This window comes from Streptomyces cinnamoneus (assembly GCF_014650495.1).
Lineage (GTDB): Bacteria > Actinomycetota > Actinomycetes > Streptomycetales > Streptomycetaceae > Streptomyces > Streptomyces cinnamoneus.
This window is the reverse complement of sequence record NZ_BMVB01000003.1, coordinates 296,662-315,338: the sequence shown is the minus strand read 5'-3', so window position 1 is coordinate 315,338 and position 18,677 is coordinate 296,662. Positions and strand designations below refer to the sequence as shown.

17 protein-coding genes and 1 pseudogene are annotated in these 18,677 nt (G+C 70.9%); 13 read left to right on the top strand and 5 right to left on the bottom strand.

Going from position 1 to position 18,677, the window contains the following annotated elements:
* Positions 1-72 precede the first annotated feature (72 nt).
* Positions 73-561, top strand: a complete 489-nt coding sequence (locus IE182_RS06380; protein ID WP_190108641.1) for a hypothetical protein — start codon at positions 73-75, stop codon at positions 559-561.
* 6 nt (positions 562-567) lie between these two features.
* Here the strand turns inward: IE182_RS06380 and IE182_RS06375 are convergent, their stop codons facing one another.
* A complete protein-coding gene (locus tag IE182_RS06375; protein WP_190108640.1) occupies positions 568-1,887 on the bottom strand; it encodes a hypothetical protein in 1,320 nt (439 codons plus the stop codon).
* Positions 1,888-2,403: 516 nt separating this feature from the next.
* Here IE182_RS06375 and IE182_RS06370 point away from each other — a divergent pair.
* The 5 genes from IE182_RS06370 (at position 2,404) to IE182_RS06350 (ending at position 6,330) form a co-directional block, all read left to right on the top strand.
* Positions 2,404-2,619: a hypothetical protein gene (locus tag IE182_RS06370; RefSeq protein ID WP_190108639.1), complete on the top strand. Its 216-nt coding sequence runs from the start codon at positions 2,404-2,406 to the stop codon at positions 2,617-2,619.
* A 192-nt stretch (positions 2,620-2,811) separates the two neighbouring features.
* Positions 2,812-3,990: a helix-turn-helix domain-containing protein gene (locus IE182_RS06365; RefSeq protein WP_190108638.1), complete on the top strand. Its 1,179-nt coding sequence runs from the start codon at positions 2,812-2,814 to the stop codon at positions 3,988-3,990.
* 135 nt (positions 3,991-4,125) lie between these two features.
* A complete protein-coding gene (locus IE182_RS06360) occupies positions 4,126-4,686 on the top strand; it encodes an RNA polymerase sigma factor (protein ID WP_190108637.1) in 561 nt (186 codons plus the stop codon).
* Between the two features lie 57 nt (positions 4,687-4,743).
* The gene (locus IE182_RS06355; protein WP_190108636.1) at positions 4,744-5,328 is read left to right on the top strand and encodes a dihydrofolate reductase family protein; all 585 of its coding nucleotides are present in this window, start codon (positions 4,744-4,746) and stop codon (positions 5,326-5,328) included.
* A 132-nt stretch (positions 5,329-5,460) separates the two neighbouring features.
* Positions 5,461-6,330 carry a DMT family transporter gene (locus tag IE182_RS06350; RefSeq protein ID WP_190108635.1) on the top strand — a complete coding sequence of 290 codons (870 nt, stop codon included), beginning with the start codon at positions 5,461-5,463 and terminating at the stop codon, positions 6,328-6,330.
* Between the two features lie 46 nt (positions 6,331-6,376).
* Here IE182_RS06350 and IE182_RS06345 read toward each other — a convergent pair whose 3' ends face one another.
* Positions 6,377-7,243 carry a LysR family transcriptional regulator gene (locus IE182_RS06345; RefSeq protein WP_190108634.1) on the bottom strand — a complete coding sequence of 289 codons (867 nt, stop codon included), beginning with the start codon at positions 7,241-7,243 and terminating at the stop codon, positions 6,377-6,379.
* Between the two features lie 157 nt (positions 7,244-7,400).
* Between IE182_RS06345 and IE182_RS06340 the strand changes: the two genes are divergently transcribed.
* From IE182_RS06340 to IE182_RS06315, 6 genes and pseudogenes are all read left to right on the top strand, one after another.
* Complete coding sequence (locus tag IE182_RS06340; RefSeq protein WP_190108633.1) at positions 7,401-8,003, top strand: short chain dehydrogenase; 603 nt, start codon at positions 7,401-7,403, stop codon at positions 8,001-8,003.
* Positions 8,004-8,123: 120 nt separating this feature from the next.
* A complete protein-coding gene (locus IE182_RS06335) occupies positions 8,124-8,774 on the top strand; it encodes a CatB-related O-acetyltransferase (protein WP_190108632.1) in 651 nt (216 codons plus the stop codon).
* 53 nt (positions 8,775-8,827) lie between these two features.
* Positions 8,828-9,232, top strand: a pseudogene (locus tag IE182_RS06330) (nuclear transport factor 2 family protein).
* A gap of 275 nt (positions 9,233-9,507) precedes the next feature.
* Positions 9,508-10,065, top strand: coding sequence for an RICIN domain-containing protein (locus IE182_RS06325; protein ID WP_190108631.1), 558 nt, complete (start codon positions 9,508-9,510; stop codon positions 10,063-10,065).
* A 172-nt stretch (positions 10,066-10,237) separates the two neighbouring features.
* A complete protein-coding gene (locus tag IE182_RS06320) occupies positions 10,238-11,431 on the top strand; it encodes a serine hydrolase domain-containing protein (protein ID WP_190108630.1) in 1,194 nt (397 codons plus the stop codon).
* A gap of 163 nt (positions 11,432-11,594) precedes the next feature.
* Positions 11,595-12,200, top strand: coding sequence for a peptidase inhibitor family I36 protein (locus tag IE182_RS06315; RefSeq protein WP_190108629.1), 606 nt, complete (start codon positions 11,595-11,597; stop codon positions 12,198-12,200).
* Positions 12,201-12,397: 197 nt separating this feature from the next.
* Here IE182_RS06315 and IE182_RS06310 read toward each other — a convergent pair whose 3' ends face one another.
* The 3 genes from IE182_RS06310 to IE182_RS06300 form a co-directional block, all read right to left on the bottom strand.
* On the bottom strand, positions 12,398-12,973 hold the full coding sequence (locus tag IE182_RS06310) for a beta/gamma crystallin family protein (RefSeq protein ID WP_190108628.1): 576 nt from the start codon (positions 12,971-12,973) through the stop codon (positions 12,398-12,400).
* Positions 12,974-13,061: 88 nt separating this feature from the next.
* Positions 13,062-16,022 (bottom strand): AfsR/SARP family transcriptional regulator, encoded by a 2,961-nt coding sequence (locus IE182_RS06305; RefSeq protein WP_190108627.1) that lies wholly within the window; start codon positions 16,020-16,022, stop codon positions 13,062-13,064.
* The gene (locus tag IE182_RS06300) at positions 16,019-16,552 is read right to left on the bottom strand and encodes a hypothetical protein (protein ID WP_190108626.1); all 534 of its coding nucleotides are present in this window, start codon (positions 16,550-16,552) and stop codon (positions 16,019-16,021) included. The genes IE182_RS06305 and IE182_RS06300 overlap by 4 nt, the downstream gene beginning before the upstream one ends.
* A gap of 288 nt (positions 16,553-16,840) precedes the next feature.
* Between IE182_RS06300 and IE182_RS06295 the strand changes: the two genes are divergently transcribed.
* Positions 16,841-18,556: a sigma-70 family RNA polymerase sigma factor gene (locus tag IE182_RS06295; protein ID WP_308432078.1), complete on the top strand. Its 1,716-nt coding sequence runs from the start codon at positions 16,841-16,843 to the stop codon at positions 18,554-18,556.
* Positions 18,557-18,677 lie beyond the last annotated feature (121 nt).

The window sequence follows — 18,677 nt, the reverse complement described above, 5'->3', positions numbered from 1 at the left end:
GCCCTGCGGTGAGGGCGAGCCCGGCCCGTACCAGCCCGGTGGGCTCCAGGTGCGAACGCCTAGAGTGACGATATGGGTAACGTTTTCGGGGGCGGGGAGCTGGACCTCTCCATGAGCAACGGCGGAACGGCGGTGTTCGTCGAGGTGCTGACGCTTGCGGTGTCCGATCTCGTGGAGGAGCCGTGGGACTTCCGGTTCGCCGCCCTCCTCGCCCTCCAGGACCAGAGCTGCATGGGCCGGGGAGTCGTCGGGTTCGACCTCGAAGAGGTCGACTGGGGCGCGTCGTCCGGGGAACGGGCGAGGAACAAGGCGTTCGTCCTGCGCGTCATCGACCTCGCCCTGAGTGAGCACCGGTGGGACGAACTGACCTACGATCCCCCCTTCGCCGCCGACTACCTGCGCACGTTCAGGACGATCGTCGAGGCGTTCGACCCGGCGCTCCACGACAGCTCGGCCCACCGCTTCCCCGGACCGGAAGAAGCGGCGATGGCGTCGTGCGTACAGCACCGGGTCCTCACCGGGATGCCGCACTGGGAGGTGTGCGTCTTCTGCAGCGGGTAGCTCCCCTCAGAGCCGGTGCACCTGCGCGGCTTCCTGAATCCAGTGCCAGTCGACCGGCGCCCACTGCTTCTTCAGGGCCGTGCGCTCCTTGGCGTAGCCACGCAGTGCCGCTTCGACTGCCTGCCCCAGGTCGCCGAGGTCGTCGGGTATGGGCACGCGCAGGATCAGGTGCTGCTTCTTGTGGACGAGGAGCAGTTCGCCGGCGGGCGAGCAGGACATCAGGGTGAAGCGGGTCAGGGGCTTGAAGGTCTTGGTCCCGGCGTCCAGCTTCGCCCGTAGTTGCCCGCTCCTGTTCCAGGCGTAGAGTCCGTAGCGGTTGAGGTGGAAGGCGTGGCCGCGGCCCGGGTCGGCGACCACGGTGAAGCAGAAGCCGGTGAAGGGGCTGTCGCGCCACAGGTCCATTCCGTGCAGGCGTCCGGTCATCTCGCCCTGGTCGTTGAGCAGGGCGAAGACGAACGGCTGGCCCCGGCTTCCGCCACGGAACGTACGGGCGAAGACCGGAACGACGAAGAGGTCGTCGGAGAGCGGTGCGGGTCGGCCGAGCCGGGACTGGTCCCAGGCGAAGCGGTTCGTCTCCGGCGCCAGGAGCTCCGTGAGCGAGGGCCTCGGCCGGTTCTCCAGGCCCACCGGCTCCCCCTGGAACAGCACCTGCGGTCGCAGGTCGGCCTCGGTCTGGTGGGCCGGCCGGGGATCGAGCGAGGCGATCGCCCGCACGGTCGGCTTGGAATGCGCGCCCAGGGCGCCGCCGTCCGCCAGCCCGACGATGTTGGCGATGCTGTTGCCGTAGCGGTGGACCCCGTACTCCGTGGTCACGCACAGCAGGTGGCCCGACGGAGTGACGTTGATCGAACTGGCGAAGTGATCACCCGGCACCAACTTGTCCGAGTAATTCCGCCCGGGCGTCGCATAGGTGGCCGTGACGGCACTCAGATCCGGCGCCATCAGCGTGGTGCAGTCCGGATGGGCGTTCACCGAGAGCGTCCCGTCCGGCAGGACGCACAGGGTCATGTCGTTGCCGTTGGCCACGGCCGACGGCGTGCCGTCCGGCAGCGACGAGCAGCAGAGCGCGGTCGCCAGCGGGACACCCTCCGGCGAGTAGCGGGTGATGAGCCGGTACCCGAAGTTCGCCACGGCCGGATCCTCTTCGTCCCTACTGACGTTCCACGTGTGGCGGTACACCCCGTACAGCGCGTACGTATCGCCGGACGGGGCGACCACGACGTCGTACGCCTCGACTCCCCATCCGGTCGAGTAGAGCGCGGACAGGTCGATGCGGTGGTGCTCCACGAGGGATGCGGGCAGGGGCAGCGGAAGCGTGTGCAGCATGGCGACATTCTCTGTGGACCCACTGACAGTCGGCCGTCCCCGTGCCCCGGCCTCACGCCGCCGCCCCGTCGAACGCCCGCCGGGCCGCGTCAACGGGCCGGTAGGGCCCGGGGATTCGTGGTGCAGCGGCCGTGCCACCGCCCCTGATATGTCGTTGGTTTGTTACGGCGGTAGCGGGACCGCACGTCCGTTGCATGGATGGCGTATGCCACTGGAGTAACAAACGGTCAGCATGCGACAGTTGTGATCAGATGCTGAGCGTCTTTGTCCGTACTCAGTGGTCACTTCATGTGTTTTCCGCCGCGCTGGATACACCCTGCGCATTACGTTCCGTAGCGATGGCGATTCGGCGCGTCGACCGGGTAGCTTCGACCGCAAAGAAAACGCAAGGAGACCCCGGGCGGCAGCCAACCAGATCCGGGGTCCCTCACTGCAATGATCGGAGGACACATGTGTCCCGACCGTGGACGGTTTTGTTGCCGGGTAAAGCATCGCTTCCGTCGCCTTGAAGCTAGCATGGCCGCGCCCTGGGGCGGGAAAACCTGGCGGGCCAGTGTTTTTGAGGTCATGGGGCATGCGCCCCGGTTCGTCGCCGTCCCCGTCCTGCCCATCGTCTTGGTGGCAGGCGTCTCCTCCGGGACCGGCGGCGCCGACCTGTTCGGTGTGCTGATGGCTCTGGCCGGCGGTATGACCTGGCGCTACCGGCTGTTTTCCGTCACCACGCCTGTCTGAATCCGGTCCGTCGTCGTCGCAGTGGTGCCGGTCCGATGGGGGCGGGCCGGCACCACCACAGGCTCCGGGCACGACTGCGGAACATGCTCCTTTCCGGCACGCCGGACAGCCTTTACGGCCGCCGAGCGAGCGAGAAGCGCACTGTTCCGGGCTGAAAACCGCACAGCGAGTCCCTCGGAAGAGGTATCCCCATTGACGATCTCTCCAGGTCCGGGTCCGTCCTGCACCCGTTGCCGATCCTGCAACGCCGAGCTCTCCTACAGCGGGCGCGGCCGTCCCAAGACGTACTGCAACCGCTCGTGCGCCCGCCGCAAGGACAGGCCGCCGCCCGCCGTCCCGCAGTACGACATCGTGCGCCGCACCCTCATGGAAGGCGTGCACCAGGTGACCGGGGCACTGCTCGACGCAGAGTTCCAGCAGCAGAGCGACCTGACGGGCCGTCTCGCAGGGGCCAGGACCCTCTGGGAACGCATCGAAGCCTACGAGGCCATCATCGTCCGGCAGATGCGCGCCGAAGGAAAACCATGGGACGAGATCGCCCACGTCCACGGCATCAGCCCCTCGACGGCCCGCCGCCGCTGGGCGGCAGGCCGCACCGATCGCCTCATCCAGCGCCTCAGGACCATTGCGCCGGCGCCCGAGCCCGTGCATCCCGTGCATCCCGTGCACCCCGTCCATCCCGTGCCCCGGCAGCCCGTGCTTCCCAGGCAGCGACGCGACCTGGCCGAGACCGCCGGTACCGATCCCGGCGCTCCACCGGGGACCCACCACCCCGGCCCCGCCCCACGCGAAGAACCCCCCGGTCTGTCCAGTCGTCAGAAGCTGGCCCGCGCGCTGTCCCACCTTCAGCGCTCCAGCGACATTCCCTTACGCGAACTGGCGGACCTGGCGGACATCTCCGCCTCCTACGTCTCCCGCATCCTCTCCGCGGAGCGGCTCCCTTCGTGGAAGGTGACGCGAAAGCTGGTCCTCGCCTGTGACGGCGACCCCGCCGCCATCCGCACCTTGTGGAGCGCCGCCCGGGGCGTGACCACCACCGGAAAGATCCACCCCGACGACGCGGCCGCCGCCCTCCACGCCGCGCTTCGCGGTCTGCACCTCTCGGCCCGCAAACCGGACCCCGACACCATCCGTGTGCTGAGCGGCGACACCCTCAGCACGTGCGAGATCACGCAAGCCCTGGAGGGAAAAGCCGTGCCCGACTGGCAACAGCTCGGCAGCCTGGTACTCGCTCTCGACGGCCGCCCCGCCGACATCCGCCCCCTGTGGAACGCCGCCCACCGCGGCACCACCACCTCGACCCACGCATCCGATTCCCTGCCCAGCCCGCCCGGCACACCGCTGCACGCCTTCTCCTCGGCCAACGGCTGACGCGATCACCACCCAACCCCGGCTCCAGCCCCGACCCAACCCCGACTCCAGCCCCGCAGAGCACCCGGAGGGGAGACGAACATGACGCGCCCCACCACCTCACACCACCCACACCTCCTGGCGACGAACACGAGCGTGAACGCGAACGCGAACGCGAACGCGAACGCGAGCACGGGCGCAGGCGCTAGCACGGGCGCGAGCGTCAACCCGCTCCCCAGCCCCGGCGGCCCCCGGCTGCCGCTCGACTTCACGGCCTTCCACGAACTGTGCTCCGTGCCCTACCGGCACTTCACGTGCCTCCGTCTGGCCGACCCGGACGCCGCCGAGGCCACCGTCTGCCGTGCCTTCGCCGACCTGGCCCACCAATGGGCGCGCGTCCTGCGATGCCCCCGGCCGGCCGCTGTCGCCTGGCAGCTGCTGTCCGCCCACATAGCCGAAGCCCTGGTTCAGCAAGGTGCCGCCCTTCCTCCGACCGTGGCCCGCACTCTCTACGCCCTCATGCCCGAACACCAGGCCGACCTCGTCCTGCTCCGTCACCTCCAAGGGCTCTCCTGCGAAGCCATAGCCGAGCTCGTGGGCCGCGAGCCGGCCGACGTGGCCTACCAGCTGAAGGCGGCCCACCGTTGCCTGGCCGTCCGGCGTCTCCTCACCGAATCCCGCTCGGCACAAAGAGACTTGCCCGGCCACCACGAGTGAAGCAACCTATGCGCAGTGGCTGTACGGGCATCGCTCACGGGGGAATGAGGAATCGCCTTGCGCAAGCTCACGTACTTCATCGCCTGCTCGATCGACGGATTCATCGGCGACCCGAGCGGTGACGCCTCGTCCATGTACGCGTTCGTGACCGAGGAGTTCCTGGAATTCCTCAAGACGGAGTACCCGGAGACCATCTCGGTCGAGGGCCGCCGGATCCTCGGTGTCGACGACGCGGAGAACCAGCAGTTCGACACGGTAATCCAGGGACGCGGCAGCTACCGGCTCGCCCTGGACGCCGACATCACCAGCCCCTACGCGCACCTGCGCGAGTACGTGGCGTCGCGGACGCTCAAGGAGTCGCCCGATGCGAACGTCACGATCCTCTCCGAGAACGTGGTGGGTGCGGTGCGCGCGCTGAAGGCGGAGGACGGCGGGCTCGGCATCTGGCTCTGCGGAGGCTCCCGGCTCGCAGGCGAGCTGCTCGACGAGATCGACGAACTGGTGATCAAGACCTACCCGCAGGTGTACGGCTCGGGCATGCCGATGTTCGATTCGGACTTCGCGGTCACCGACTTCACGCTGGATTCGGTCCGCGCCTTCGACAACGGCGTGCTGGTGAGGAAGTACGTCCGTAAGCGGTAGCCCCGGCTGCCCCTGCCTCGACGGAGGACCGGCGAGAGCCGCCCGCGCGCCTCTGCCCGGTACCCGCCCGGCCGTGTGATCGTCGTTGTCACCACGACGGCCGGCGTCCGAGGCGCCGAACCGGAGGATTCCGTGCCAGCCCTGCTCTCCGCACTGTTCGCCCTGTTGACAGCCGTGGCCAACGCCACGGGTACGGTGCTGCAGCGGATTGCCGCGCGCACCGTACCCCCGGGAGACGCCTTCAGCGTCCGACTGGTGAGGCACCTGGTCCACAGCCCGGCGTGGCTCGGCGGCATCGCCGTGATCGTGGGCGCCGCGGCCTGCCAGGCGCTGGCCCTCAACCTCGGCTCGCTCTCACTCGTCCAGCCCATCCTGGTGACCGAGCTGCCCTTCACCCTCCTCATCGCCTGCGCGTTCTCCCGGCGGCGGCTGCCCGCGGCCGGCTGGGCCGCGTCCCTCCTGGTGGCCTTCGGGCTGGGCCTGGCGCTGGCGGCCGCCGCACCCTCCGGCGGTCACAGCCACGTCTCCGCCGGCATGTGGGTCCTGACCCTGACCTCGACGGCAGGCGCAATGACCGTGTGCGTCGTCGCTGCCCTGCCGAGACCGCGGGGCATGGCACGCGCCGCGCTCTTCAGCTCCGCCTCGGCCATCGGCTACGCCCTGACGGCGACCTTGATGTCGTCCGCCACCGACATCTTCGAACAGCAGGGAGCCGACGCCTTCTTCACCTCGTGGCAGACCTACGGATTCGTCGCTTCCGGGGCGATGGCGCTGTTCCTGCTCGCCAACGCGATGGAATCCGGGCCGCTGGTGGCCTCCCAGCCCGCCCTGACCCTGGGGGAGGCGCTGGTCAGTCTGGCCCTGGGCATGCTCGTCTACGGCGAGCGGGTACGCACCGGCTGGTGGCTGGTCCCGGAAGGCGTGGGCGCCGTGATGGTCACGTGGGGCATCCTGATCCTGCCCGGAGTCGACATGGAGAGCCGCGAGCCGTCGGCGACCTGACTCACAGGTCACTCACCTCCCGTCCCCTCACGTCACTCACTCAATCTCAATCACTCACCAGAGCCTTCACCGCCGCCACGAAGTCCTCGGTGCTGGGATGCGTGGGGTGCGCCGGACGGACGAGGTAGACGGTGGCCGCTGGTGCGTCGCTGACGCGGACGTACCGCACGCCCGGATGGGTGCGGCACTCCACGGTGCCTTCGGCGGCGATGCCGACGGCCCCGCCGACGGCGACGGCGTTGAGCCACTCGTCGACGTCGTGCACCTCGGTGCCGGCCGTCGGCCGTTCCTCGGGCCCCCACAGTTCCGGCCCCGACGTGCTCACTGCGCGCCACGTCACCAGCGTTTCGCCGGCCAGCTCGGCCAGGCCGACTTCCCGTCGCCCGGCCAGCGGATGGTCGTCGGGGAGCGCGGCGAAGCGGTCCTCCCGGTAGAGGGCCTCGGCGCGCAGCCGCGGGTCGCCCGGGTCCGCGCGGACCACCGCCACGTCCACGGCCCCGGTGGCCAGACCCGCCGTGCTCTCGTCCTGCCGGCGCAGCTCCAGCGGGACCTGCGGGTGGTCACGCTGCCAGGACCGCAGCAGCGGAGTCGTGGACCGCCCCAGCAGGGCGCAGTTGTAGCCCAGGCGCAGGGGCCGGGCTACGGCTGCGGCGTCGGCCAGGGCGGCATCGACGTGGGCGAGGATGGCCCGCCCGTGGTCGTACAGCGTCCGCCCGGCCTCGGTGAGGGCCGTACGGCGGGACGCTCCCGTGGACCCGCGGTCCACCAGGCGGGTGCCGACGCGCTGCTCCAACTGGGCCAGGGTCCGGGAGAGGGCCGGTTGCGTGATGTGCAGCAGGGCGGCCGCCGCGGTGACGGTGCCCTCGTCGGCGATGGCCACCAGGGCCCTGAGATGCCGCAGTTCCACGTCCATGCGTGGGAAGCATAGTCCCTGACCAGAAGGCATTTCCGGACGGGTGAGCGGGTCCGTACGGTCGGAGATGCGACGGCCGGTGAGGCCGTGGCACACCCCTCACGCTCCGGTCGGCGAAGTTCGCACCGGTGCGGCGAAGCAACGAAAGGGAACCCCTGTGAAGATCCTCCTCATCGGCGCCTCCGGCACCATCGGCAGTGCCGTTCACACCACCCTCATCGAGCGCGGCCACGAGGTGGTGACCGTCGGCCGCACCAGCGGCGACATCCGCCTCGACGTCTCCGACCCGGAGGCCGTCGGCCGGCTCTACGAGCGGACGGGCATGCTGGACGCGGTGGCGGTCGCGGCCGGCGACGCCGTCTTCGGGCCGCTGGACGCTCTCACCCACGACGACTTCACCACCACGCTGCGCGGCAAGGCGCTGAGCCAGCTGGAACTCGTCCGCCGAGGAACCTCCCACGTCGCACCGCGCGGCTCGTTCACGCTGGTCACCGGTGTGCTCACGCACGAACCCGTGCCCGGCGCGGCGGCCGCCGTGGCGGCGAACGGCGCAGTGGAGGCGTTCGTACGGGCGGCGGCGATGGAGCTGGCGCCGCAGCGGGTGAACGCAGTGAGCCCCGGCCTCGTCGAGGAGAGCGCCGCCGCGTACGAGGGAGTGTTCCCCGGCATGGAGCCGGTACCCGCGGCCCGGGTGGCGACGGCCTACGTGCGGGCGATCGAGGGAGCAACGACGGGGCAGGTGCTGCGAGTGGGGCACTAGCCCAGGTCACCGCGGCCCGGAGGTGCCTTCCGGCAGGTGGAAAACAGGTGTCCTGGCAAGCGCAGTTCCACGATCATGGGATCGGACACCGACCCGTAGCACCTGAGGAATTGCCCGCCCATGCCTGTACCTGCCGACCCCACCGCTCTCCATCCGATGCCCGAGCAGCCCCGGGTGGTGCTGCTCAGGCCGCTGGTGAAGTCCCCGTTGATCGAGGTCGGGGAGTACTCCTACTACGACGACCCGGACGACGCGACCGCGTTCGAGACCCGCAACGTGCTCTACCACTACGGGCCCGAGAAGCTGGTCATCGGCAAGTTCTGCGCACTGGGTACGGGGGTGCGGTTCATCATGAACGGCGCCAACCACCGTATGGACGGCCCCTCGACCTTCCCCTTCCCCACGATGGGCGGCTCGTGGTCCGAGCACTTCGACCTGCTCACCGGCCTGCCGAATCGGGGGGACACCGTCGTCGGCAACGACGTCTGGTTCGGCTACGGCGCGACGGTGATGCCCGGCGTGCGCATCGGACACGGCGCGATCATCGGCTCCGGCGCGGTGGTCACCACCGACGTACCGGATTACGGGATCGTCGGCGGTAACCCCGCCCGTCTCATCCGTACCCGGTACAGCGAAGAGGACGTTGCCCGGCTTTTGGCGGTGGCCTGGTGGGACTGGTCTGCCGAGCACATCACCGAGCATGTACGGACGATCATGTCGGGCAGCATCACCGACCTGGAAGCCGCCGCTCCGGGCACGCCTCACGCCTGACGCGGGGTTCCCTGCGGGACGCCACGGCTCGGTCCTGCTTGTAGGAACGGGGCATGACTACTGCATGCCTTGACCCCATGGATCGTCTGATGGCCGAGCGAGCGTCTGATCGTCGAGTTCGTCCGTGAGCTCGACCTGGGTGACCCGGGTGCGGTGGCCGGACTGTTCACGACTGACGGCGTCTGGGAGTGGCCCGAAGGCGACCGCAGGGTTGAGGGTCGTGACGCATTGCGGGCGTACTTCGGCTCGCGTCCTGCCGACCGGCTCTCGCGCCGTACATGCACCAACATTCTGGTGAGCGTCACGTCCCCGTCGACAGCCACGGCGACCTCCTACCGGTGGGGCACTACGAGGACACTTTCCGGAAGGTCGACGGCCGGTGGCTTCTCGCCACCCGCACCACGTTCCTGGCCTTCGCCGGACCGACGGAGCGTCTCGGATCGGCCGACAAGGCGTAGCGCGCCGTGCAGACGGCCGAACAGGGTGTTTCCCTAGGCCGCTCCCGTTACTGTCGCAGGGCGGAGAGGGCCTGAGGGGGCCTGGGATCCGAGTGCGCCCGGCCGGGCAGTGGCGCCTTCGCGCCAACCTGCCCGGCCGGGCGTCGTGCGTCTGCCGCTCCCGGTGCCGCGACGATAACCTTCGCCTGGTTCGCGCCCCGGCACCCGGGGCGCACCGGTTCAGTACGGCTCCTGGTCCGTGTACTTCCGTCCATCGACGAAGACAAAGGGGACACATGAAGTCGCACTTCCGCTTGCCCGGAATCCTGGCTGCCACCGCGGCACTGCTCCTCACCTCAGGTGTGACCGCGGCCTCTGCGAGCACACCGCAGGACACCGCCAAGCCGGAAAGACGCACGCAGAACGGGGCCGACAGCTACGGCTGGGTCCGCAACGCCAACAGCGCCCACTGCCTGGCCGTGCCGGGCGCCAGCACGGACAACGGCAAGGGGCTCATCCAGTGGGGCTGCGGTACCTGGCGTGACCACTACTGGCAGTTCGAGTACGCCTTCTCCAGCGGCGGGATGAGCTACTACCGCGTGCGCAACTACAACAGCGGCCAGTGCCTGGCGGTCCCGGGCGCCAGCACCACCGCCGGCACCCAGGTCATCCAGTGGCCGTGCGGCACGTGGCCCGACCACTACTGGGGCATCGAGTACACGAACAAGGGCAAGCGGCTCGTGAACTGGAACAGCAGGCAGTGCCTGGCCGTTCCCGGCGCGAGCACCGCGCAGGGCGAGAAGGTCATCCAGTGGCCCTGCGGCACGTGGGCCGACCACTACTGGAACTTCTGAGGCACGGTCCGAAGCGGCCTGACAGCGCGCACAGGCGTGCTCTGCGGGGGACGATGGCCCCCCGAGACGTCCTCAGGGCCGCGTCAGGGCAGGGTCAGGGCCGTCCCGGATGAGCAGGTGATCTCGGCGCGGGAGGCTTGGGAGCGTTCGTTCCCCCCTGATCGGAGTCACCATGCGCTGCTCATCGGCCCTGACCCTGGCCGCCGCGACCGTCGTATCGCTGGCCTTGACGGCGGGCGTGTCCGCAGAGGCCACGCCCGCCGTGCGCACACCTGCGAAGCTGGACAGCGCAGCGCTGCGCGAGGCGGTCGCAGTGCACCCGGGCGACGGCATGGCCGGTGCCGTGGCCCAGGTGTACAAGTCCGGGCAGACCTGGCGGGGCGCGTCCGGGGACGTCGTGACCGGCAAGCGGGTCACACCCGACGCGCGCTTCCGGATCGGCAGCGTCGCCAAGCCGATGGAAGCGGTCATCCTGCTGCAGCTCTCCGCCGAGGGCCGAGTGAACCTCGACTTAACCGTGCAGCACTACCTGCCCGGCCTGCTGCCGGACACCTTCGATGACATCACCGTGCGGCAGTTGCTCAACCACACCAGCGGCCTGCCCCAGGACTTCGACGGCGCTCCCGCACCGTCCCAGGACGAGGTCGTCGAAGGCCGTTTCGGCTTCTACACCTTCGACCAGGTCATTCAGCAGACGCTGCGGCCCGAGGGCCGCCACTGGCCGGGCCCGAGATTCGCACCCGGCAGCAAGCAGGAGTACAACTCCCTCGGCTACCGCATCGCCGGTGAGCTCATCGAGAAACTCACCGGCCGCTCGTTCCAACAAGCGGTGACCACCCGCATCCTGGCGCCTCTGAAGATGAAGGAAACGTCCGCCTCGACCCGCACCGCGCGGATACCGGGCCCGTACGTGCCCGGATACGTGCCGACCGGCAAGGGCGAGCGGGTCGACGTCAACGAACAGGGCGGCCTCCCGACCAGCATGATCTCCACGACCGCCGATCTCGACCGCTTCATGACGGGTCTCCTCAGTGGCCGCCTCCTGGGCCCTGCCCAGGCCGCCGAGCTGTTCGCCGTCCCGCGCGACGGGAACGGCAAGCCGCTGCCCTACGCGGACGGCTCCCATTGCAACACCGGTCCCGCGAAGGGCTCCGCCTGCTTCAGCACGGTCCTGATGTCCGTTCCGCTGCCGGACGGCTCGGTGATGTGGGGCAAGACGGGAGGCGACCTCGGCTACCGCAGCGCTGCCTTCGCCACGCCGGACCTGAACCGCCGCGTCGTCTACGGCTACGGCACAGCCGCTCTCGACGGCGGCGGCGCGCCTGGCATAGCCACCCGCCTCATCGCGGCGGTCAGTGCCGGCTGAGGCTGCTGGTGCAGTGCCGGCTCCCGGCTCCGAATCTGACCGACATTGCGCTTTCTCGATAGCCCTCTGGCAAGTGAACATTGCATGTGCACATCAGCTGGGATCGCTCGCAGTACGGCAACGACTGGCAGGGTGCCAGAGCCTGAAGCAGAGAGGTGACTCAGTGAGAGATCAGGCAGCGTTCGGATCCAGTGCATTCGGGAAGGCCCTCGTCGCGCTACTGATGGCCTTCCTCGGGCTCATGGCAGCGCCCAGCGCCTGGGCCGCAACCGGGCCGGCCGGCGGAAGTGCCGGTGCGGACTTCTCGGCGCAGGCCAGGAGCCTCGGGCTGAGCAACGCTCAGGCCAGTGACCTGCAAGACCGGGTGGACGCCTACCTGGCCAAGACGCACGGAACGCAGGTGGCTGCGAACAAGATTGCCCTGGACCGCGGCGGAGTGCTGCTGCTCACGCTGCCCGGGGAGGAACGGGCTCGTGACCTCGACGCCAAGGGTGACGCCCTCACGACGGCGCTCGCGCCCTGCCCGTACACCTACGTGTGTGCCTATAGCGGCCAGAACTTCACGGGCGACGAGCTGCGCCTTTTCACCTGCAATTACCCGGTCCGCATCTATTGGAACGGAACCGGGTCGTGGATCAACAACCAGCGATCCACCCTGTACGCCAGGTTCTACGACAGCAGTTACAGGGTCGGCTGGACCTCACCCGGTGGGTACAGCGAGGACCGCGCGGCCCCCTGGGGCTGGGTTTGGTGGCTCAGCCCCTGCTAGGAGCAGCAGGCCGGTCACCTGATCGCGGAATGACCGCGGAATGACCGCGGAATGACCGCGGAATACCGTGGAATTTCCGGGGAATTGAGCGGGGGCCGGGCCATAGGCCGGTTCGCCGCCGCTGGACAGTAAGACCGGCACGGAGAGCCGGCACGGCGCCGGGAAGCGGTGCCGTGCCGGTTGTGGGGCCGGGCGGGTCAGCTGAAGCTCACCGAGCTGGCCTGGTCGTTCATGGCGTCGCCGACATACGGCACGGCGCCGCTGTAGGTCTGGCTGAAGCCGAGGAAGTTGCTGTGCTGGTACAGGATGACGTTGCACTGGCCGGAGGCGACGGAGCTGATCCGGTCGTTCCAGTCGTACAGGTTCCCGAACTCGGAGTAGCGCGTGCAGCCGCGGCTGCCCAGCAAGGCGACCGATCCGCCGCCGAAGTCCTTGTCGCCGTAGATCGTGCCGAGCACGGACGAGGCGTTCATCGCGAGCTTGGCTCCGTGCTCGCCGCGCGGACCGCTGAGGCGTTCCTGGAACTTGGTGTCCCGCACGGCGGCCCGGATGTCGTTCGGGGCGTCGGTGACACGGCCGCCGGTGGCGAAGGCGACGGACTCTCTGTAGGTGGAGAAGCAGGACTTGGTGCCGTTGTCGGTGTCGACCACGCAGTGCCGGCTCGTCGTGGCGCGGGCGGAACCGGCATCCTGGGCGAGGGCGGGCGTGGAGACTGCGGCCAGGGTGGCCAAGGTGCCCAGGCCGAGGGCGACGAGGGTGCGTGCGGGCTTCATGGGGTTCCTCCCTGAGGAGAGTGCTGGGGCCGGCGCCGGTACGGGCGGTGGCCGTTGTGGCCACGTCGCAGACACTGCCGTCCTCCGTTCACCGCGGGATAAACGGTGGTGCTGGCGCTCGTCGACCGGCCAGCAAGTGGCGGATCTGCTGAGCGTCCTGGTGCGACCGGAGCCGCTCGAAGAGGTCCAGGGCACCGCGCAGGCAGGCATCGGCTCGGGCGTGCTGTCCCAGGTGGGGGAGGCTGCGGCCGAGGGTCCTGAGCAGGCCGCCCTCCAGCATGGCGCTGACACGGCGGGCCAGCGGCAGGAACGTCTCCGCGGTGTGCGCCGCGAGCGCGTACTGCCCCTCCTCGGCCTGCAGTTCGGCGATCAGATTGCCGGACGCGGCCTCGAAGGAGGACACGTTCAGGGCGCGGAAGAGGACCAGGCCCTCATCGGCCCTCCGCAGGGCCTCCTCCCGGACGTCGCACAGACGCAGGACCCGGGCCAGGTAGTACAGCCCGATGGCCTTGGACACCGATTCCCGTCCGCCGACCAGCCGGGCGCCGCGCTCGGCGGCCGCCCGTGCCTCGGTCAGGTGACCCTGCCGGGCGTAGTTGAAGGCCAGTTCGCCCAGTGCAGTGCCCTCGGCGGTCGCCGCACCCAGGGCACGGAAGAGCCGCACCGACGCCTCCCCGTGCACGACCGCCGCGTCGAAACGGCCGTGGACCCGGGCGTTGGCACACAGCGTGAGATGTGCCGAGGCGCGTAGCCGTACACCCGCTTGCCCGTCGCTGAGCTCCAGACTGCGGGTGAGTTCGGACTCCGCCTCGGGGAAGGAGTTGGCGTGCCACAGGGCGTTCCCCCGTACGTACCGTGCCAGGGCCTCGGACGGCCGGTCGCCGCGCCGCGCGGCGACCTCGGCGACCTGCTGGGCCTGTTCCGTCACCGCCGTGAGATGAGCGATGCCGGAGAGCACGGTGTTCAGGCGGTCGATCAGGTCCGCGGCCTGGGACAGCGGCAAGGTGTCGTCGGCGCAGGCGCGGGCGATCAGCATCCGCTGCAGGGCCGTTTCCTCCCGCATCCAGTCCGTGGCCTCCTGGGCGGTCCCGAAGGCGAGCCCGGGTGAGGCCACCGCGACGTCGATGAGCGTGCGTTCGCCGGGCTCCGTCGAATGCGCGACCGCGTCGGCGTTGCGGGCCGTGGCCAGAGCGAAGTCCAGGAGTCCGGCGACGGCCCGGGCCGTCGTGCCGGGGGAGTCCTCCCGGGTGCTCCTCGCCCGGGCGAAGGCGCGTACCAAGTCGTGGAAGTGGTAGCGGTCCAAGCGGTGCGACTCCAGCAGATTGAGCTCCACGAGGGATTCGAGGAGCTCCTCGGCCTCGTCGGTGCCGAGACCCAGGAGGGCGGCCGCGCTCGGCAGGGCGAGGTCGGGTACGTCCACCACGGACAGCAGCCGGAACGCGCGCGCCTGACCGGCGGTGAGGGTGGCGTAGGAGAGCTCGAACGCGGCCTCCACGGCGGTCTCCCCGGTGCGCAGTTCATCCAGGCGTCCGCGTTCGTCGGTCAGGCACCGGACCATGTCCACGAGCGTCCGGCCGGGTTCCGCCGCCAGGCGGGAGGCGACGATCCGCAGGGCGAGGGGCAGGAAGCCACAGGCGGCCGCGAGGGCGGCGGCCGCTTCGGGATCGTCGTCCACGGCGCGGTCGCCGACGGTCCGCCGGAGGAGGTCGAGCGCCTCCGCCAGGGGCATGACGTCCAGCCGCAGGTGGCGGGCCCCGGGCAGCCCGGTGAGCCAGGCGCGGCTGGTCACCAGGACGGTGCAGCCGGCTGCACCGGGTATCAGCGGCCTGAGCTGTTCGCAGGACGCCGCGTTGTCCAGCAGCAGGAGCATCCGGCGCTCGGCCAGCAGCGAGCGGTAGCGCGCCACGCGCTCCTCGGCGTCCTCGGGAATGTCCTCGTCGGCGGTGCCCAGCTCCCGCAGGAATCCCTCCAGTACGGCGTGCGGTTGCAGCGGCTCGGCGTCGGCGCCGCGCAGGTCGGCGTACAGGCGGCCGTCCGGGAAGGCGTCGACGAGCCCGTGGGCGGTGTGGACCGCGAGCGTGGTCTTCCCGACGCCCGCCATGCCGTTGACCGCCGAGATCACCACGGCCGCGGTGTCCGGCCGCGTGAGGCTCTCGGTGAGCTCCCGGACCTGCTCCGTACGCCCGGTGAAGCCGCCGACGGCGGAGGGGAACGCGTGGCCACCCGGAGGCTTGGGCTGGGGATCGGTCGCGGGAAGCCGCAGTGACGGGTCCGAGCACAGGATCCGCCGGTGCAGCGCGGCCAGTTCCGCGCACGGCCCGCGCTGCCCCGGCGGCACGTGCCCGAGCTCGGCGGACAGGTACCGCCGGGTGTCCTCGTAGACGCCCAACGCCTCGGCCTGGCGGCCGGAACGGTACAAGGCCAGCATCTGCACCGCGCGCAGCCGCTGGCTCGCCGGGTACTCCATGACCAGGGCACCCGCCTCCGCCGCGAGCCGCGGTCGGTCACCGAGCTCGGCGTCGAGTTCGAGCCGGGCCTCCAGCAGCGCCTGCCGCACCCCTGCGAAGCGTGCCCTCAGAGCGCCGGCGTGGGGACCGCGCAGGCCGGCCAGCGGCTCGCCCGTCCACAAGGCAAGGGCTTCCGAGAGGACCTCGCGGGCCTGCTCGGCCGGGCCGCCCGCGGCCCGGACCTCTCCGGCCCGCGCCAGCGCACGCTCGAAGGCCCAGGCGTCCACCGCCCGGGCGGGCACCCGCAACGCATAGCCGTCGCCGACCGTGACGAGCACCGGCTCGGGGGTGTGCCGGGCCAGGGCACGGCGGAGCCGCCAGATGTGGGTACGGGCCGAGTGCTCCGCCCGGGCGGGCCGGTCGCCCTCGTCCCACACGCCGTCGACGAGCAACGGCAGCGCCACCGTGCGCCCGGCGGCGGCCAGCAGGACCGCGAGGACCTCGCGCGTCCTGGGCGGGCCGAGGTCGACCGTCACACCGTCGTACCGGGCCCGCACCGGGCCGAGCAGGGTGAACTCGAACCCCGGGTCGCGGTCCTTCACCGGGCTGCGGACCCGCAGGGGAACTGGAGGCCGAGGCCCGCCGACCAGAGCCTGATCACGTACGGGGCCTCGCTGTTGGGCATCGTCAGGATCGACATGTCGCCGTCGGGCCGTACGGTGAGTCTGGTGACCGGGAGGTGGAGGCAGTCCGCGCCTCCGGTGCGGCTCTCCCACAGGACGCCGCCGTCCTTCGCCGTGACGACGAGGTTGCCGTCGGCCCGCATCACGGCCCGGTTGCCTTCGCCGGTGGTGCCGGAGCGCCAGCGCGGTTGCGGACCCGCGCCGTCGCCGCCGGCCGTGTAGAGGACGAGGTCGCCGTCGCCCTGCATGACGAGGTGGGCGTCGCCGGTGCCGAGTCGGTCCCCCGGGGACAGGGACTCGCCGCTGGAGAGGGTGGCCGCGGCGTTTCCGTCGGTGGTACGGGCCGCAGCCATGTCGCCGGTGGCCAGCAGCCCTGTCGTCGCGAGTACGGCCGAGGCGGCGATGGCCGCTGCGCGGGTGGTGGCCCTGCGGTTCGTTCTCGTCGTCATGGTGAGCCCTTTCCGATCGTGGTGCGTGCTCTTGCGTGCTGGGCTCGACGATCGGTGACGCCGATATATAAGCAATCAATGGTTCATAAACGAAAAAGTCGTTCGCCCTGCAGGTCGGCCGTCAGGCCACGTGCACCCGTGTGCTCACGGACCGTCAGCACGCGGGGGAGGGGCGTCCGGAACGAATTCTCGATCGAATCGCTGCTTTTTTGTTATGCGGCGGCCTCCCTCGGGTCTCCCAAGTGCCGGGACGCCACAGTGGCGCGGCAGGAACGAGGTGAGCGGAGCGTGACGGAAACGCATGTGACGGGCATGGTCGAGGCGGCGCAGGCAGGGGACGCGGCGGCGCGCGAGGAACTCGTCGCGGCCTGCCTGCCCCTGATCTACAACATCGTCGGCCGCGCCCTGAACGGGCACGCGGACGTCGACGACGTGGTGCAGGAGACCATGATCCGGATGGTCAGCGGCCTCGACGGGCTGCGCGACCCCGGCCGTTTCCGTTCGTGGCTCGTGGCGATCGCGGTCAACCAGATACGCCGGCACTGGCGCACCGAGCGCCACGACGCGCCCGTCACAGGACTGCAGGAGGCGGACGACGTGCACGACCCCGACGCGGACTTCGTGGGGCTGACGATCGTCCGGTTGAGCCTGGAGGGCCAGCGCCGGCAGGCCGCCGAGGCCACCCGCTGGCTCGACGAGGACGAGCGGGCCGTGCTGTCCCTGTGGTGGCTGGAGGCCGCGGGCGAGATCACGCGCACCGAGGTCGCTGCGGCGCTGGAGCTGTCGCCCCAGCACACCGCCGTCCGCGTCCAGCGCATCAAGGGCCAGTTGGAGACGGCGCGGGCCGTTGTCCGCGCCCTTTCCACGGCCCCGCGCTGCAGAGACCTGGCCGACGTCCTCGCCCCGTGGGACGGAGTGCCCTCCCCGCTGTGGCGCAAGCGCATCGCACGGCACGCACGCGGCTGCCCCGAGTGCGGGGGTCACCGGTCCGCCCTGGTCCCGGCCGAGGGATTGCTCGCGGGCCTCGGGCTGGTGCCCGTCGCCGCCGCGCTGGCCGACCGGGTCACTGCCGCCCTGCGCGTCGCCCCCACCGCCTGCGAGGCTTCCGAGCCGGCGGACACGGAGGCGGACGCGTCCACGGAAGGCGACGCGTCCCCGGGGCCGGACGGGCAACCGGACCTGGATCCGGATACGGACCCGGATACGGACCCGGACCCGGGTACGGACCTGGACCCCGGTACGGGACCGGACGCCGGAGCGGCCGGGCGCTCGCGCGCGGTCGCGAAACCCGTCGTGACGGGTGCCGTTCTCGCGGCCGTCGTCGGTGGCATCCTCGCCGGCTGCGACTACGTCACCACCGCGCCCGGCGACGCCGGCCGGCGCGAAGTGAGCGCCCCGGCCCGGACCGCCGCAGCCACCCCCGCCCCGTCGCGGCCCGCGCCGGCACAGCCCGCGCGCGGGGACGACACCCTGGCCGCGGACCGCTCCGCAGCCGCCGGCCGTGGTGCCGTACGGACGGCGGAACCCGCCACCGCGACCCCGCCGCCGTCAGCCACTTCAGCCATCTCGCCCACATCACCCACGCCCGCCACACCTCCCACGTCCGCCACGTCCGCCGCGCCCCGGCCGACCAGGCTTGCCGGCGAGCCGCACGAGCCGCGCGAACCGGTCGATGGCATCGAGCGCGAGGTCGTCCGCCTGGTCAACGCCGAGCGGGAACGGCGGGGTTGTTGCCCCCTGCGGCGCAGTGCCGAGATGACCGCTGCCGCGCGAGGGCACTCCACCCCGCCCGGCCGGTACGTCGGCCCTGACCACTGGGGCTTCTCGGGCGTGGCCACGGTCGGCGGCCGGCCCAGCGCCGCCGCGGTCGTGTCCGCGTGGATGGGGACGCCCGGCGGCCGCCAGGCGGTGCTCGACTGCTCGCGCACCGAGTTCGGCGTACGCGTCGACGTCACCGTCGGTGCCGGCGGCCCGCACTGGGACCAGGCCTTCACCATCCGCTGAGCCCTTCCCGGCCGTGCCGGCCCTCCCGGCCCCCGCGCCCCTTCCGGCCCCCGCGGCCACCCGCACCCCCTGAGCCACTGCCAGACCCGCCCGGACACCGTGACCTGTTCCGTCATGTCGC